The following is a 17,001-nucleotide window of genomic DNA, read 5'->3' on the forward strand; positions in this document are numbered from 1 at the left end:
GATCATTCCTAGAGCGTTCTTTGTCGTTCTGTGCGTATCGCGCCATGGATCTCAAGGAGGTCATGGCGATCAACTTGCGTCGTGTGCGCCATGATCAGGACCTGACGCAGGAAGAACTGGCAGCCCGTGCTGAGCTCAGCATGCGTTACGTGGGCTCAATCGAACGCGCCCGTGTTTCCGCCAGCGTTAGCGTGCTCGGACGGTTGGCTGCTGCGTTAAACGTCGATCCCTGCGACTTGATCAGACCGACGCAAAAATAAAGAATTGTTCCTATTCGCTTTCTCGAATCGTCATCCGCGAACTTGGGCCGTCTCTCCGCCAGATCGGCCGCCTACAGGTGGGCTGATCTCTAGGCTCACGGTGGAAATGCGTGACGCACCAGTCGTGGTCTGCCTTGACAGCCGTCCACCCAGGTCAATGTGTTCGAGTTAAACATTGGACTGTCTTCCCGCCATTTGAGCGAGCGGGACATGGAAACGTCGAGGGTTAGCGGCTCACCTGAGATGCCCACGCAAGCTCGTTGCGCTGGTCATTGAGAACATCAGAAAGATCAAGAACGGCTCGATCTCATGCTCGCTCAGGACGTGGGGCGTTCGCGACGGCTAGCCGCGGCCACGCAACCATATCAAAGTGCCCGCCACTCCCGCACGCGCCACAACGTGCCGCCTTCATCGGGCGAAACATAGAAGGCGCAGACATAAGGAGCCTGGCCAAGATGACAGTGCCGATGCTATTCGCGCCCGGCCCGCCACTCCCGCAGTGCCAGGTTGAACCGAGCCCCCACTTCGACAAGCGGCCTTGGCGGCAACTTTTGCGGCTTGTCGAATGCTTGGAAAATTTCCCCGAGCGCAGACCGGTGACCGACGACGAGGTCCGCAGTTGCGATGCCCGCGGCCGTGGCCTTGGTGCCTCCTATGCCGTTGCACACGCAGGCGCAGAAAATACGGTCTTCCAACTCGCCGAACAGCGGCACCGTGTTCCAGGTGAGGGCCATGGCGCCCGCCCAGCGGAACTGGAATTTCAGATGTCGAAGTTCAGGAAAGCGGTCGGTGAACTTGCGATCGTGAAGTTTGCTCGCGCCTTTCATCGAGCTCGCACCAACTTCGATGCTGGGGATGTAGCTATAACGCGATCGGATGAGGATCCTGTCCCCTCCAGCCCCGTTGATCCGTCTCACCGTCGTGCCCATCGGCGCTGCCGGCGTTGCTCCCCATTTCCTCAGCCCGCCCAGGACCGTTGGATCAAACGGCTCGGTCAACGATGCGTAAGTGAAGACATGTAGAAGTTCTCCGCTTCCGAAACCGAAGCTTTCAGCATGGCCGTTCGTCGCCAGGATCACCTTGTCGGCTCTGATCTCGCCCTTTGGCGTCTTCACAATGCAGCCGGTCGGGGAGGTTTCGATGGACAGTGCGGGCGTCCGTTCGAATATCTTGACGGACGATCCTTCAAAGAAGTCGGCGATGCCCCTCACCAGCGCAACCGGTTGGATCATGACAGCACCTGGAGTAAAGAGGCCCGATTTGAACGAACGCGTGCCCGTCACGTCGGCGATCGCGGCCGCGTCAAGGAGCTGATGCGGTTCGCCCAATGCCTTCAGCTTGGAAGAATATGTCGTCAGATGTTCCTTACCGGCATCGGTTATGGCCACGCTGTACTTGCCGCTGGGATCGAAGACATCCTTGTCCCAGCCATTCGTGTTTGCCAGCCGCGCGTAGAGCTGGATGGCGCTTCGCGCCACCATTATCTCGTTACGGCTCTTAGTGGCGGCGTCTACCCCGAAATTGCCCGACGATATGTCGTGCGGTAGGTCGATAAGGAAACCGGAGTTACGGCCACTGGCACCATTGCCGACGACATCAGCATCGATGACCGCCACGGAAAGGCCCGGATCGAGCTCAGTCAGTCTTGTCGCCGCGGCCAATCCGGCGAAGCCGGCGCCGATAACGACCACATCGGCCGTGATGGCGCGATCGAGCTCAGGCGTCGGCGTCCTCGGAGGAAGCAGCGCCGCCCAGCCTGGTTCCACACCATGCGCCGGCAGCCGGCGGGCGCGAAAAGTCTTGGTCATCGTCACAAGGTTTCTTGCGCAACCAGACCGGCCAGAGCGTTTCGAAGCGCCGCGATCCGATCCGAGGACAACGATCCGAACGGTTTTCGCGCCACGCCGCAGCCATAGCCGGTGAGCTCCGCCGCCGCATACACATGCTGGACGTAGTCCCCCTCCCAAAGCAGAGACATGAGCGGTTCGAGCTTGCGCCAGATCGATTGGACATCGTCCCATCTTTTTTCTCTGGCAGCCCTGGTGATCGCAACGCAGGTCCGGGGTGCTATGTTGGCGCCACCCCAAATCAATCCGGAGCAACCTGCAAGCAGGGAGAAAGGAACGAGCGGATCGGCTCCGTTTATAACACCGAGACCGGTGCCGATCAGTCTGACTTGGGAGATCAGGTCGCCACTGCTGTCCTTAACGGCCTGGAACTCGGGCAAGTCGCAAAGCATCCGCAACAGGCTGGGCGTAATCCGCACGCCAACGGCCTGCGGCACGTTATATCCGATAATCGGCAGTCCTACCTTTGCGACATCAGCGTAAAATGCAAAGATGCTGCCGTCATCCGAGGGACCTTCGAAAAATGGCGGCAGAATCATCACACCATCGGCGCCGACATCCTTGGCGGACTGCGTTCTTGCCACGACGTCAGCCGTGAGCAATGCCGAAGTCTGAGCGATCACTTTGGCTCGCCCGGCCACCACACGCGCACCGCGCTCGATGACGGATTTCGATTCCTCAGGCGTCAGATAGACATGCATGCCTGTGCCGGAGCTGAACACGAAGCCATCGACGCCGGCGGCCAGATAGCGCTCGATAAGATCCTCCAACCGTCCAAAATCGACATGACCGCTCGCATTGAATGGGGTCGTGATCGCCAGATTGAGACCAGGAAAAGCAAACGTCGACATTTCAAATCCCTTCGTCGGAGCTCAGATCGACCCAGAGGGTCTTGGTCTGGCAATACTGATCGTGCGCGTGGATGGACTTGTCCCGGCCACCAAAGCCCGATTGCTTGTAGCCGCCGAATGGCGTGGCGGCGTCTCCCTCTCCGTAGCAGTTGACCGTGACCGTACCTGCCCTGATCGCGCGCGCGGCTCGAAGCGCCCTCGTGCCATCGCCGGTGAAAACTGAGGCCGCAAGGCCATATTCGGTCTGATTTGCGAGCGAGACTGCTTCTGCAAGCGAATCCACCGGAATTACAGAGAGGATCGGCCCGAAAATCTCTTCGCGAATATGTTTACCCCAGTGGCGGGAGAATTCGATAATCGTCGGTTCGATCGTGGTTCCACCGACGATGTTTCCACCAGCGACGATCTTTCCGTCATTCTCCAGATAGCCACTGACCTTCTCGAAATGAACGGTCGAAACCAATGGACCGATGCGGGTCTCGGGGGCCAGTGGATCGCCGACGATCCAGGTCTTTGCGACCTCCGCCAGCTTTTGAAGCAGCCGGTCCTTCACGGCCCGATGAACAAACAGGCGCGAAATTGCCGAGCAGTTCTGGCCAACGTTCCAGAACGCGCCGTTGCAGACATGAGACGCCACGGCATCAAGATTGCGAACGTCGTCCATGACGATACAGGGGTTCTTCCCACCCATTTCGAGGACCACTTCCTTCAGGTTGCTCTCTGATGAGTATTTGAGGAAGCGCCGGCCCGTTTCGGTCGAGCCGGTGAAAGAGACTGCGTCGATATCCGCGTGACGACCGACCGGTTCTCCGACGTCGGGACCATCGCCGGTAACGACGTTGAAGACACCAGCCGGGATTCCGGCGTCCAGTGCAAGCTCAGCGACCCGCAATGTCGTCAACGATGTCTCTTCCGCAGGCTTGACCACGACGGTGCAGCCCGCCGCAAGCGCTGGGCCGATTTTCCAGGCAAGCATGAGAAGCGGGAAGTTCCACGGCAAAACGATGCCCACGACGCCGATCGGCTCGCGCACAATGAGACCAAGAGAAGAATCGTTTGCCGGTGAGACCTGGTCGTAGATCTTGTCGACGGCTTCGGCATGCCACCTGAGACTGTTGATCGCCTCCGGCACGTCGATGTTGATGCAGTCGGTAATAGTCTTGCCGCTGTCAATGCTTTCCATCAGCGCCAATTCGAGTGCATTTTCCTCGATGACGGAGGCCAACCTCAGAAGTGCCTGCTTGCGGTTGGCCGGTGTCAGCTTTGACCAGCGACCATCCTCGAAGGCCTGCCGCGCAGCGGCAACCGCTCTGTCAACGTCGGCCGCGGAGCCCGAGGGGAGGTCAGCCAGAACCTTGCCTGTCGCCGGATTGATGGTGGGATATGTCTTGCCGGAAATGGCGGCGACCGGCTTTCCATTGACGATCATGCTGGTGGGCAACCTGATGGATTGCGCCTGTGTCTTGTAGTCGACCGTGCCGTGCATTCCCATTCTCCTCTGGTGTCTTCAGTGAAGACAAAATTTGCCCAGCGTTTGCTCTCCACGCCAGGTGAGGGCACCGCTTTGAAGTCCGACAGTCAGTCCACCTTGCGGGTCGGTCGTCCCGCGATCGGATAGCCACCTCCCAAGCTGCATCGGGGCTGCGGATGCAGGCTCAGTCCTCCTCGAACGCCGATGCCGAGCCGATCGGCAAAGCTGGTTCAAGCGAGAGCAACGAGGCCTATCCTATAGGCAGCAGGCACCCTTACTTCAAATGAGTATTAATCGGGGTCGGGATAACCAGGAGTCATGGAGGTTCGAACGCCTTTGAGCTTGCGTCCACGTCGATAGCGAATGTCGTGGTCCAGGCATCACCTATTCGCTGCCGGAAGCATCGTGCCACGGGAGGCGGATCGACGAGCGGGGCGACCGGCATGACTGCCGGTCTTCTATTCTATTCGTCATTTGCTGCCGGAGAGCTCAATGAATACCGGACGTGCAAATCGCGACCCGGGGCTCGCGATCAGCCCGGCGGGCCCGCCAGTTGCCCTATAGCCTATAGGAGCAGGGGAGGCGGGCCGTGTGGCGCCATTCGATGCACTGTTGCGACTGAAAAAGCCAGTCGCCGCCGGTATCCTCCACGTCCGGCCGACCTGAGCTTCGATTGACCGGCGCCGGTTTATTCAGGTCGAGTACCTTGACACCATGACCTGTCGTTATGGAGGGCGCGCACAAAAACTGATTTGCGCAAGATTGCATTATCGCTGAGCATGAGAACGCAAGCACTTCAAGTGCCAGTCTGTCCCTAAGCTTATACCCATGGGGTGCCGTTGCTTGGGAGGCGGGCCAGGACTCCGACAAAGCAACCAGTCGGAGGAAAAAAGAAAGAGTGCCCCGTGCATGGCGCCCGAGGATCTAGGGAGAACGAAATGAAATTCAAGATTGCCGTTGCAGCGCTCGCGATAATGGCCAGTGGTACCTTGTCGGCCGCCGCCGAACAGGTGAAGTATGGTTGGATCGGTGGCGTCAACGAGGAACTCTTCCAGGGATATGTCGTCAGGGATGGTCTGCGACAGCTGGGATTCGACGTCGAAGAGCAGCCCGAGCAGGTCCAGGTCACACTTGCCTATACAGCGGTAGCCTCCGGCGACCTGCAGTTTTATCCGGCGTTTTGGACGCCGCTGCACGATGCCTTCTGGAAGGGCGCCGGCGGCGCCGACAAGCTGATGCCGGTCGGCACGCTCGTGCATGGCGACATCCAGGGATATCTGATCGACAAGAAGACGGCCGATGCGACCGGCATCAAATATCTCGAGGACCTGAAGGATCCGGAAAAAGCCAAGCTGTTCGATATCGACGGCAACGGCAAGGCGGATCTGTTTGGCTGCGACCCGGGTTGGGGCTGCGAACGCATGATCGAGCATCACCTGGATGCATACGGCTTGCGCGACACCGTCGAGCACAAGCAGGGCGGCTATTTCGCGATCATGGCCGATGCGATCCAGCGCATCAAGGACGGCAAGCCAACGCTCTATTATACTTGGATCCCCGGCTGGATATCCGGCGTCCTGCTCCCAGGAAAGGACGTCACATGGCTGAACGTCAAGACGACCTCGCTTCCTGATGGTCAGACCGGCAGCACCGAAATCAAGGGCCTCGGCAACCTCGGCTTCCCGGTCAACGACACGAAGGTGATGGCGAACACCGAATGGCTGAAAGCCAATCCCTCGGCAAAGAAGTTTCTGGAGGAGCTCTCCATCCCGGTGAAGGATGTCACCGCCGAGAACAAGCTGATCTACGAGGGAGAGAAAAATCCCGATCAGATCGCCAAGCATGCCACGGACTGGATAGCTGCCCACAAGGCCCAGTGGGACAAGTGGATTGCCGACGCCAAGGCCGCGAAGTGACGCGATAAGAGGAGGGTCGAGCGCTCGCCCGACCCTCCTCTCTACTCTCATTTGCGCATTTGCGCGAGGCACGCGAGCGCAAACGCAGCGCCACATGCCTCAGCGCCGATAGACTTCCCGCATCAGTTGGCGGGCGCCGGATAGCAAGAAAAGCAGGCCCCAGACCAGGATGAGGCCGGGCGCCTGCACCCCGACAGGAGACCGTTTGGAATGAACTATCTGGATAGATTTTCCCTGGCGGGCAAACGCGCCTTTGTCACCGGCGGCGCTCGCGGGATCGGTCTGGAAATCTGTCGGGCTCTCGGACAAGCGGGTGCGGCCATTGTTCTGGCCGATCTGGGTGAAGAGGCAGCGCGTTCGGCCGCCGAAGGCCTGGAGCGCGAAGGCCTGGAGGTCTGCTATCGGATCGTCGACGTGACGAAGTCCGCCGATGTCACCGCGCTCGCCGAGGAGCTTAATGCGCAGCGCGCCGTCGATATCCTGGTCAACAATGCTGGCGTCGGCCCCAAGGCTGAGGCGCTCGACACTCTCGACGAGGTGTGGTCGAAAACGATGAACGTCAACTCGGACGCGCCCTTCTGGTGTTCGCGCGCTTTCGGCCGTCACATGACTGCCCGAGGCTCCGGGAATATCGTCAATATAGGGTCAATGTGCGGCCTGATCGTAACCCAGCCTCAAAACAATACCTGCTATATCGCGAGCAAGGGCGCGCTTCACATGATGACGAAGTCGCTGGCTTGCGCCTGGGCGAAATTCAACGTGCGCGTAAACGCGGTCGCACCTGGCTACATAGCCACGGACATGCTCGACCGTTTCAAGACCGACAATGCGGTGTGGTACGACCGCTGGATTGAACAAACCCCACTGGGCCGCATGGGTACCCCGCAGGAGATCGCCTCGGCTGTGCTCTATCTCGCAAGCGAGGCTTCGAGCTACTGCACAGGTACGATCCTGTCGGCCGACGGTGGCTACACGTCATTGTAGCCGAGGGAAAGGGCGACAATGTCCCAGCGGGTTGTTTCGTTGATGCCTGCAGCGGGGCTCAAGGCAGCCGATGCCTCTCAGGCCGAAACTCCAAGGCGATCGACGCCAGATGAAGCCTTCAGACGCTTTGGTGAAATCCATCAAAGACCGTCGTGTCTGGCAGACAATGTTCCAGCGGGCGGATGTTAGAGCGCACGCACACCAACAGGTTCTCGAGCGGAGGTAATTGATGTCGAACATTCTGCCGCCTCAGATGGCACGCAAGATGTACGCCGACATGTTTCGGATCCGGCAGTTCGACATCAAGGTGGTCGAGCTTGTCGACGATGATCTCATTCCCGGCAGCTGTCACGAATATTGCGGGCAGGAAGCCGTCGCGGTCGGGGTCTGCAGCGCACTGACGAAAAAGGACATTCTGACGAGCACCCATAGAGGCCATGGCCATACGCTGGCCAAGGGAGGCGACGTCGGCAAGATGTTTGCCGAGCTCTTCGGCAAGTCCGCCGGCTACAACAAGGGCCGCGGCGGTTCCATGCATATTGCCGACTTTTCCCTGGGCATTTTCGGTGCCAACGGAATCGTGGGAGCGGGGGCTCCAATCGCCTGCGGCGCGGCCCACAAGTTCAAGGCAGCCGGCGAGCCGCATGTCGCGGTGTCTTTTTTCGGCGACGGGGCCATCAATCAAGGCGTCGTTCACGAAGCGATGAACCTTGCGGCGATCTGGCGCCTGCCGGTCATCTTCGTCTGCGAGAACAACCTTTACGCAATGACCACCCCGCTTCGCGACGTGACAATTCTGGAACTTTATGAGCGCGCGCAATCCTATGGGATGGCGAGCACCAAGGTCGATGGCATGGATGTCGGCGCCGTATTCGATACCACCTTCTCCGCTGTCGAGCGCGCACGCGCCGGTGGGGGCCCGAGCTTCATTCAATGCGACACCTACAGGTATTTTGGCCATTACTCCGGCGAACGTCACATGAAGACGACCTACAGAACCCAGCAGGAAATCGATGAGTGGAAGAAACGAGACCCGTTGGATTTTTGGGCCGAGCGCCTGATCCAGGGCTCGATCTGTTCCGCGCAAGACATCGAACGCATGAAGCGGGAAGTCGATGAACAGATTGCCGAGGGCGTGGAGTACGCCAGTCAATGTCCAGCGCCTTCACCGCAAGATGCACTGGAGCACATGTACGCCGTCAACTATCCCTATACGCCGGCCCAGGGAGCAGAGCAGTGAGACAGCTTCGTTTCCTCCAGGCCATGAATGAGGCCTACCGGCAGGTGATGGCCGAAGACGAATCCGTGATGATCCTGGGTGAGGACATCAGGGGCGGCATTCGCGGCGAGACCAAAGGCTTGCATGCCGCCTTTGGCGACGATCGGGTCCTGGACACACCAATTTCGGAAGCCGCCTTCACCGGTTTCGCCACCGGTGCCGCGCTGGCTGGTCTGCGCCCGATCGTCCAGTTCCAGGTCCCGTCCCTAATCTACGTAGCCTTCGACCAGCTGGTCAACCAGGCAGCGAAGATGAGGTTGATGCTGGGTGGCCAGGCTGATCTGCCGGTTACGTACACGATCATGGTTTCCGGCACGAGAGGCGGCAACGCAGGTCAACATTCCGACAACCCTTATCCGTATCTGGTGCACGCAGGCTTCAAGGTCGTGTGCCCCTCAACGGCATACGATGCCAAGGGGCTCATGATACAGGCGATCCGAGAACAGGATCCCGTCGTCTTTATCGCGTCCGCGATGTCGCTGCCTCACAAAGGCGAGGTGCCGGAGGAAATCTATACGGTGCCGCTGGGCAAAGGACAGGTCAGGCGCGCTGGAACAGACGTGACTGTTGTGGCTGTCGGACATCTTGTGCCTGAGGCGCTCGCAGTGGCCGAGTCCTTGTCAGAGAAGCGCGGCATCAGCGTGGAAGTCTGGGATCCCCGCACTCTGCTGCCGTTTGACAGAGACGGCCTGCTTGAGAGCGTGCGCAAGACCGGACGTGTTGTCATTTACGACGACACGAACCGCAGCTGCGGCTACGCCTCCGAAATCAGCGCTATTCTGGGCGAACATGCCTTTTCATCTCTGATTGCGCCCATCAAGCGCATCACGCGTGCTGACATCCCGCTACCCTACAATCCCGACCTCGAAGCTGCGGTCTTGCCTTCTCCAATGCAATTGGAACAAGCGATCTGCTCTGTATGGAGTTATTCGAAATCATGATCGGTATCAAAATCCCCAAGATGGGCGCGGCCACAGTCGAGGTCGATCTCACCAAATGGCACGTTTCCAAAGGGTCGACCGTCTCGCCCGGCCAGATCATAGCGGAAGTGGAATCCGAAAAGACGACCATCGAGATCGAAGTGCAACATGCAGGTGTCATAGAGGAAATCTGCGTCCCCGAAGGCACCTCGACTGAGGTGGGTGTGGTCATTTGCCGGCTTCGTCCAACCTGATCCATTGGCGCGGGTGCACGACGCGACGATCGGGCTGCTGCAAGCCACGATCTCGGCGGCAGCCTATAGCGAATAGCGGACACGGTTCACACGTCATGCTGGATCGTGCGTGAGGCGCGGCGTCGCTAGACTGCCGTGGGTGCCGCATCGAAGGCCCTCAACAGCTTGGCATCAGTTGCGATCGGAGTTGGTATGCAAAGGCCTGGTCACACCGCGCTAGTTGGGGGACTTGACCTCAACGATCACGTGGCAATCATCACAGGGGCGGCCGGCGGCATCGGAATGGCAACTGCGCGGCTCTTTTATCAAGCGGGCACAAAGTTGATATTGGCCGATCACGATGAACCGGCCGTGTCAAGCTTTGCCTCAGAGCTCGATGCAACGCGAACGCGGGTAATACCCGTGGCGTATGATGCAACCAAGCCATCCGACGCCGATGCTCTTGTTTCGCAGTGCATGAGCCGGTTCGGGCAAATAGATCACCTGGTTCCGGCTGCCGGGATATTTGAAGACCACCCGATAGAGAAAATGACAGACGAGCAGTGGCGACGGACAATGTCGGTCAACCTCGATGGTGTCTTTTATGTGTGCCGGCGAGCAATCCCTTTCATCAGGCCTGGTGGAACTATTGTGACGATATCATCCGGTGCGGCACACTCCGGATCGCCTGGGCACGCGCATTATTCGGCGTCGAAAGGGGGCGTATTGGCTTTTACCAAATCATTGGCGAAGGAGCTGGCCCCGAAAATTCGAGTGAATACCGTCTCTCCAGGCACGATAGACACGCCAATGGTCGAGGAATATATGAAAAAACACGGTCCTGAGTGGATTTCCAGGACCCCGGCGGGCCGCATTGGGACAGTTCTGGAAGTGGCGAACGCTGTTGTGTTTCTTTGCAGCGGGGCCTCAAGTTATACGTTCGGTCAGGCGATCCATGTCAATGGCGGGTCATATATGGGCGGCTAGTGGTCTGTAAGCCTCAACTTCTGAAAATGGGCTGAACGATGCCAGTCACACGCGGCGTCGACACAGCTGGTGGGCCAAGAGTCATTTAGCCGATTGCCGGGCCACAGTGCAGGAAATCTCCAACGCATCCAGAGGCGTTGGCACCAACCGCGTCAGATCTGTTGCATTGGTTTCCAGGAAACCGGCCGCCGCTGCAGACGAAATGGACATCAGCATCGGCTGCTGGAAGGGGAACAATGGCTGGGCTGAAAGCCGCGCGCGCTCTTCCTCAAAGCTGCTAGGCTGATAGGTAGCAGCAATTTTCCGTGCGAGATCCGGAGCCGAAAATGCAGCAGTTCCCGAAAGCTCGTAACAGCAGTTGGCATGGGCAACGGGATCACTCAACACAGTCACCGCCGCTTGGGCCAAATCCGTTCTTGCGACAGCCGAAACCCGACCGGTACCGAAAGGCGTGGTGATCAACCCGCCACGAGGCGCCAAGAGATCACCGATCAGTTCTGCATAAAGACCGTTGCGAAGGATGGTCCATGCCATGCCGCTTGTCCGAAGCTCGCGCTCGGTCCAGCGATGGGCTAGGGCAAAGCCCAGATGATCACTAGCATGGGTGAGGCTCGTATAAACAACCTGCCTCACCCCTTGAGCGCGGGCAGCGGCTAAAACAGCACCATGCCTACGCATCACGCAATCGTCTTCGGCAGAGCCCGCCGAAGTCATCAGCAAGGTCTCGATTCCACTCAAGTCAAATGTTTCGGGTCTGTCGAAGTCGATCTGCCGGTCAGCGCTAGCCGCTCTGCTGGCGGTTAGAATGGCAACGCCTTTTTGCCGTGCCCGTGTTACGATGTGCGACGCCAACTGGCCCGAGGCTCCGGTGATGAGGATCATGGCTCTTCCTTTCGTCGATGTGTGGCACCCAATCCCATCTTCGGGGTTGGGGGTTTGGTTCAAACCATTGACGCGAGATGGGTCGGTTGTGCCAATCAGCGGCATCTCATGGGAAACGCACCGGCCATGAACGATGATATGCCGACGCTGAGCAGTTGGCCATCTCCTACCGGCAATCCGGCCCTTGCCCGTTGAGACGGCGGCAAGGTTTGTCCATTGTGGCATTCTGGCTCTGGACGACCTAGCGAAACGACCCGGTCGCTCGTCTTGAGGTGATCGACTTGCGATGCAAATGAGGGGCGCGGGAAAAGTCAACCAGAGGCACGTGAACGCATCCGCTGAGCCGGTCGAGACGCTCGACCATCATCGCCGCGCTTAATGGCGATAAGGGCATCGGATGCTACTGCAAAACTGCTTGCAAGAGCAGTGTAAAGGTCCCTCCCAGCCTCGGTAAGAGCCATGCCGGACGTTGCCTCCAAAAACAGCGGGGCACCAAGCTCTTCCTCAATGATTTTAACCTGTCGACCGATCACTTCCACCGTCACGCCAAGGTCGCAAGCTGCTCGGTGGAAAGAGAGGTGGCGAGCAGATGCCTCGAACGCCTCGAGAGCAGCGAAAAATGCGAGATCATAACATCGATGGGTCATTGAACACGCCAGTCGACGGGCAGCGAGCTGGTGGCCATTTCGTCCTCTGTGTCTACAAGTTTGCGACCGCCGCCAGTCCACAGGTATTCCAATCCAGTGACGGCATCTTGATGGCGCTCCTGCAAGTTGCGTGCCGACCATTAGGACTGGCACGGCTGCCGCACCAAACTCTCTATTCCCGACAGAGCGAAGTCCTCGGCTATGTTGGAGGGGTGCCGACATCTTTGTCCGACCTGGGACAAACTTGTGAGCTTGGGAGCGGGTCAGCCTGAAAGGCCGCCGGCGCGCGCTCTCAACGGGCCTGTGGGGGGCGCCGGAGCGACCGGTGATGGTGCCATCTGGTAAGATCTGCGTCGAAGCCAACTGGCTTTTTCAGAATGTCGAGGGCTTATTTTGTCGGAATGCCGCGATTGTGGAGAGACGGGCGCGAGATGATCGGCATTGAGACCGCGCGACTGAGGGGATTTCGTCGCGGCAGGCGGCTATGGCGAGAAGAGGGCGTGCGGACCATTCTGCCCGACAGACAGAGCTTAGAAACGAGCGGGTGAGTTGGCGCCGCTGCATTTTGAGAAGGGATCCTGTAGGCTCATGCCATCCTCAGTCGCTTGCAGAGGGCAATTGCTGACATGATAAGCTGCCGTCGAAAATTTGCAGAAGGCTCTTTGCCACATAATCGGGAGCACTGTTCTCCTCTTCGCACACGCGACCATTGAAACCGGTGCTTACGAGAACCGCATCGAGCCCGGCGGCCTTCGCGCCCTTTATATCGGTATCGATCTGATCGCCCACCATCAAAAGACGATCGGTGCCGGCCCGAGCGATGCTCTCCTCGAAAATCGCTCTTCCAGGCTTTCCCATGAACTCCGCTGTTATAGGAGGAGCTCCGAAGGGTGCCAGCCCAGCTTGAAGCATTGGCCCTATTATGCCTGGTCCAAATACGAGAGAGCCTTGCCCATTGGGATAGATCTTGTCCGCGTTTGCGATAATCAAACGGGGCATCTCGCCGAGCTCGACCAGCCGGCATTGGAAAGTGGAGAGAATGTGGTCGGCAGCTCGTTTGAAATCGAAGCCTTCGTCATCGAGTACGACCAGCGTGTCGAATGTCTCGCCTATGTCGGCGCAATGAAGATTTGGGTGTTGGCCAAAAACCTGATGTGCAGCATGCGCGCTTCCGAGGTAGGAAACTTGTCGCCCAGATGCCAACTCCTCGAGCACGCGACGCCGTGCGACACCTCCTGCTGACACGATACGATCGACCGCCGGGATCGGAAGCCCGGCGCGGCAAAGACGCGTGAAGATTGCCTCATTCGATCCACTGCTGATATTGGTGACTATGTAATATGGTGGGCCGAGCACGTTCAGTGCCGCCAAGAGATCGGCAGCACCAGGAAGAGCGGTATTTTCGCTGATAAGCGTTCCTGTCGCATCGAACAGTATAGCCTCGTAGCAATTTGCCAAAGCTGAAGAAGGACACTGAGGCGCCGGCAGCCGGTCGGCGATGTCGGTCGCTCCGGCCTTTCGAGTATTGATCATGATTCGCCGTAAGCCAGTTTGTGACTGGGCGCGATTATCTTTTTGGACATTGTGCCGGCCTCGCACATTTGGCTGTAAGCCCAGTCTAGCCACTCGCATAGCACCGCCAAGTCATCAGCCTCGACCGTGGGGCCGGCCCATATTCGAAATCCTGGTGGGGCATCACCATAACTCCAGATGTCCAAAGCAGCGCCTTCCGCTTCGAGGAGCCGGATCATGCCGCTGACGATCTTGGCACGGTCTTTCTCCTCGCTGCCGCCCGGCGGCTCTGGTGAAAGCCTAAGAGTAATAGAGCAGCTGGAGCGTGCTGCCGGATTGGCGCAAAGCCAATCGATCCAAGAAGTAGCCTTCACCCAGTCGGCCATCACGGAATAGTTGTCGGCAACCTTGTTCACAAGCGCAGGCAATCCACCGCACGCTTCGGCCCAGTCGAGCGCTGAATGGATATCTTCAACCGCGAACATACTGGGCGTCGAGATCGTCCTGCCGCCAAAGAAGGCACTGTTCACTGATCCGTCGGAATTGTGTAGCCTCATTAGCTTGGCTACAGGCCTGCCTACGCCTGCCTTCAACCGACCCTGCGCCCTAGGGGAGAGTGCGATCATACCGTGGCCACCCTCGCCACCCAGCGCCTTCTGCCATGACCAGCACAGAGCATCCACGCGGTCGACGTCGATGTGCCTCGTAAATGCGGCCGAGACGGCATCCGCGATTACAAGACCTTCGCGATCCCGAGGGATCCAATCGAGATCGGGTGGGCAAACGCCACTGCTGGTGCCGTTCAGCACCACAACGATGTCGTGATCCGCATCGATCCCGCTGGTGTTCGGAAAATCTCCATAGCAACAGCTGTGCCGCCTTTGAGGAGCCAGGGCCAACGCATCGATCTCATGTGCCCAATAGTGTGAGAAACTGTCTGACAAGAATGTCTCGACTGGAACTGGACCGAGTAGATTTTGCAAGGCCATGCTGCAGGCCCCAGTGCCCGAACCGGGCACGATTCCACAGAGCCAGCTATCGGGCAGCCCAAGCAAACAACCCATGCGCGTGATTACCGCCGCGAGCCTTTTTGCACCCTCGGAGCTCCTGTGGCTTCGCCCCATGTAGCGCAACATGGCCGGGTGAACACTCCAACCGGGATGTTTACGGCAAGGGCCAGATGAAAACCGGGGATCGCTGGGAAGAGCCGAAGGTTTCCCTGCTGCATGTGCCAAACTCATGGATTCCTCCGGACTGCGAAGACCCGCACCCTCAACGAAGCTATCAACGATCAGGTGATGTCTTGTTCCGTCAACGCCGACAGCTTTTCATCGACGAAAGTTGCCCTTTCGTCAGCGCTCAAGCTTGAAAGTCGGCTGATGATCGTTGCGTCGGTTCGCGTCCCGCCGGCACGAAGCTTTTGAACATAGGTCGGATGGATAGAGTTTGAGCCGGCGAACTGATAAGCCGCGCTGCTGCCCCAGCCATGCTGCTTGCGGAGCGGATCGAAGTGACGCAGCACGTGTTCAAGGAGTCCTCTTTCCATGGACGGATCTAGACCGGCAAGCATCGGCAGGAGTTGCTCACTGGCTGTGTTGCCTGCCCCGCGGCCCATGCCTCCCATGGTGCAGTCTATCCAGCTCGCTCCTGCCATCGCGGCTTTCAGCGAATTGACCAGCGCATACCCGCGATTGTCATGGCCGTGGAAGCCAATCGCAGGTTTAAGTCGCGCTGCAAACCTACTGACAAGGGCCTCAACTCGGATCGGCGTCATCGAGCCAAATGAATCGGCGATGTACAAGACCTCAACGGTTTCGACTTGTTCTGCCTCTTTGAGGCACGTCTCAATCTCGACTGCGTTGGCAGCGTCGATTTGCATGAGATTCATGAACACGCGGAACCCCCTGCGAGACAGCTCGTCGCAAATCTTCCCGGAGGCAGCCAAGTTCTTGTAATGCGTCGCTATACGAATGGTCGTGATAGCACCCGGCTCCAGTCCTTCTGTCAGGCGGCTGACGGCCAGGGGCAGCGGCAGTTCACTCGCAAGCACATCCTTGGCGTCCATCATCACACATGCTTCGACCAAGAGAGCAGCCGCCACCTTTCGGGTCTTGCTGCTCGTCAGATTGGCAAAGTATCCGTGGTTCTCGGGCTTTCCAGCTAGCCCAAGTTCTACCATTTGAATCGGAAGAGTGTTGATGATGCCGACATAATCTGACACGAGATCCGGTGGGAAATTCCAATCGGTGTAATAGCCGCCGTCCCTCAACGTACAGTCTAGGATGCTTAAATCACTTCGCTCTATGTTCGACATCATCAAATCCCGGCTAATCCATGGATGCAGAAGATCTAGTCAGCTCGCCGCATAACCCCCATCGACATAGAGAATCTCACCCGTTACGAAGGAGGCGGCCGAGCTCGCAAGGAAAATGTACGGGCCGAAATATTCAGTTAAGTCTCCGCGGCGTTGCATAGGCGTGAGCGCCAAAGCGCGGCGCTGATAAGAGCTATCGATATTTTGGTGTGCGCCATCCATGAAGTTATTTATGAATCCAGGCGCAACAGCGTTTACGCGAATACCTTTGTTGGCCCATTCCACCGCCAGGGTGCGCGTCAACTGATTCACCCCGCCCTTGGTTGCAGCATAGACGGCGAGCCCAGGGATTCCGAGCGAACCGGCGACGGAGGAAGTCATGATGATGCTGCCGCCCCCTTGATCGAGCATCGCTCTGGCGGCGAATTTGGCACAGTAGTAATAACCACGCAGGTTCGTATCGACGATTTCGTCCCATTCCGCCTCTTCGTAGCATTGTGCTGGCTTGATGATGTCGATACCGGCATTGCAGATCATCACGTCGATGCGCCCAAATCGGTCGACCGCACCACTGATCAGTGCCCCGCAATCACCGTGCGACTGCACATCAGCGCGAATAGCGCAGACGTTGATCCCCAGGTGCGCGAGTTCCGCCTCGGCTTCGGTCAATTCCTCGCTGTTGTGTGACGAAAGAACTATCGTCGCCCCCAACTTTCCAAAGCACGTAGCGAGTGACTTTCCCAGACCGCGGCTTGAGCCTGAGATGCAGACCACCTTGCCATCAACGCCGAAGAGCTCTCGATATCCTTCAGGGCCAACGCCGGAATTAGGGGTTGTGTGGGTCATAATGGATCGCTCACTTCTCCGCTTTGGTGCAGACCAACGTCCCGGAAGCCAA

The 17,001-nt window shown here is 58.4% G+C and carries 16 protein-coding genes; 7 read left to right on the plus strand and 9 right to left on the minus strand.

The genetic code is table 11. The features are described 5' to 3' along the window. Window positions 1-44: 44 nt before the first annotated feature. Entirely contained in the window at window positions 45-260 is a 216-nt protein-coding gene (locus tag MJ8_RS07370) for a helix-turn-helix domain-containing protein (protein ID WP_201413762.1), read from the plus strand. A 470-nt stretch (window positions 261-730) separates the two neighbouring features. On the opposite strand, the gene MJ8_RS07375 is transcribed toward MJ8_RS07370, so the two are convergent. From MJ8_RS07375 to MJ8_RS07385, 3 genes are read right to left on the minus strand one after another with little or no spacing between them, the layout of a single operon-like run. Beyond that, window positions 731-2,068, minus strand: a complete 1,338-nt coding sequence (locus MJ8_RS07375; protein ID WP_201413763.1) for an NAD(P)/FAD-dependent oxidoreductase — start codon at window positions 2,066-2,068, stop codon at window positions 731-733. 2 nt (window positions 2,069-2,070) lie between these two features. Beyond that, a complete protein-coding gene (locus MJ8_RS07380) occupies window positions 2,071-2,958 on the minus strand; it encodes a dihydrodipicolinate synthase family protein (RefSeq protein ID WP_201413764.1) in 888 nt (295 codons plus the stop codon). Between the two features lies 1 nt (window position 2,959). Next, window positions 2,960-4,444 carry an aldehyde dehydrogenase gene (locus MJ8_RS07385; protein ID WP_201413765.1) on the minus strand — a complete coding sequence of 495 codons (1,485 nt, stop codon included), beginning with the start codon at window positions 4,442-4,444 and terminating at the stop codon, window positions 2,960-2,962. A 923-nt stretch (window positions 4,445-5,367) separates the two neighbouring features. On the opposite strand from MJ8_RS07385, the gene proX reads away from it, so the two are divergent. The 6 genes from proX to MJ8_RS07415 all read left to right on the plus strand — a co-directional run bounded on the left by proX (window position 5,368) and on the right by MJ8_RS07415 (window position 10,748). After that, window positions 5,368-6,345, plus strand: a complete 978-nt coding sequence (gene proX, locus MJ8_RS07390) for a glycine betaine/L-proline ABC transporter substrate-binding protein ProX (RefSeq protein ID WP_201413766.1) — start codon at window positions 5,368-5,370, stop codon at window positions 6,343-6,345. 210 nt (window positions 6,346-6,555) lie between these two features. Further along, complete coding sequence (locus MJ8_RS07395; protein WP_201413767.1) at window positions 6,556-7,329, plus strand: SDR family NAD(P)-dependent oxidoreductase; 774 nt, start codon at window positions 6,556-6,558, stop codon at window positions 7,327-7,329. A gap of 229 nt (window positions 7,330-7,558) precedes the next feature. Next, the gene (locus tag MJ8_RS07400) at window positions 7,559-8,569 is read left to right on the plus strand and encodes a thiamine pyrophosphate-dependent dehydrogenase E1 component subunit alpha (RefSeq protein ID WP_201413768.1); all 1,011 of its coding nucleotides are present in this window, start codon (window positions 7,559-7,561) and stop codon (window positions 8,567-8,569) included. Further along, on the plus strand, window positions 8,566-9,549 hold the full coding sequence (locus MJ8_RS07405) for an alpha-ketoacid dehydrogenase subunit beta (RefSeq protein WP_201413769.1): 984 nt from the start codon (window positions 8,566-8,568) through the stop codon (window positions 9,547-9,549). The genes MJ8_RS07400 and MJ8_RS07405 overlap by 4 nt, the downstream gene beginning before the upstream one ends. After that, complete coding sequence (locus tag MJ8_RS07410; RefSeq protein WP_201413770.1) at window positions 9,546-9,782, plus strand: biotin/lipoyl-containing protein; 237 nt, start codon at window positions 9,546-9,548, stop codon at window positions 9,780-9,782. Before MJ8_RS07405 ends, MJ8_RS07410 begins: the two co-directional genes overlap by 4 nt. Before the next feature lie 246 nt (window positions 9,783-10,028). Continuing rightward, complete coding sequence (locus MJ8_RS07415; protein ID WP_225248170.1) at window positions 10,029-10,748, plus strand: SDR family NAD(P)-dependent oxidoreductase; 720 nt, start codon at window positions 10,029-10,031, stop codon at window positions 10,746-10,748. Window positions 10,749-10,829: 81 nt separating this feature from the next. Here the strand turns inward: MJ8_RS07415 and MJ8_RS07420 are convergent, their stop codons facing one another. The 6 genes from MJ8_RS07420 to MJ8_RS07445 all read right to left on the minus strand — a co-directional run bounded on the left by MJ8_RS07420 (window position 10,830) and on the right by MJ8_RS07445 (window position 16,949). Continuing rightward, a complete protein-coding gene (locus tag MJ8_RS07420) occupies window positions 10,830-11,630 on the minus strand; it encodes an NAD(P)H-binding protein (protein ID WP_201413772.1) in 801 nt (266 codons plus the stop codon). A gap of 311 nt (window positions 11,631-11,941) precedes the next feature. Further along, window positions 11,942-12,277 carry a LysR family transcriptional regulator gene (locus MJ8_RS32650; protein ID WP_201413773.1) on the minus strand — a complete coding sequence of 112 codons (336 nt, stop codon included), beginning with the start codon at window positions 12,275-12,277 and terminating at the stop codon, window positions 11,942-11,944. A gap of 597 nt (window positions 12,278-12,874) precedes the next feature. Next, on the minus strand, window positions 12,875-13,810 hold the full coding sequence (locus MJ8_RS07430; protein WP_201413774.1) for an HAD-IIA family hydrolase: 936 nt from the start codon (window positions 13,808-13,810) through the stop codon (window positions 12,875-12,877). Next, window positions 13,807-14,733: a phosphoserine aminotransferase gene (locus tag MJ8_RS07435; protein WP_225248171.1), complete on the minus strand. Its 927-nt coding sequence runs from the start codon at window positions 14,731-14,733 to the stop codon at window positions 13,807-13,809. Before MJ8_RS07435 ends, MJ8_RS07430 begins: the two co-directional genes overlap by 4 nt. Window positions 14,734-15,080: 347 nt before the next feature. Next, on the minus strand, window positions 15,081-16,103 hold the full coding sequence (locus MJ8_RS07440; RefSeq protein WP_225248172.1) for a hypothetical protein: 1,023 nt from the start codon (window positions 16,101-16,103) through the stop codon (window positions 15,081-15,083). Between the two features lie 39 nt (window positions 16,104-16,142). Then, on the minus strand, window positions 16,143-16,949 hold the full coding sequence (locus tag MJ8_RS07445) for an SDR family NAD(P)-dependent oxidoreductase (RefSeq protein ID WP_201413776.1): 807 nt from the start codon (window positions 16,947-16,949) through the stop codon (window positions 16,143-16,145). Window positions 16,950-17,001: the final 52 nt, after the last annotated feature.

Origin of the sequence: Mesorhizobium sp. J8, assembly GCF_016591715.1 — a bacterium.
Lineage (GTDB): Bacteria > Pseudomonadota > Alphaproteobacteria > Rhizobiales > Rhizobiaceae > Mesorhizobium.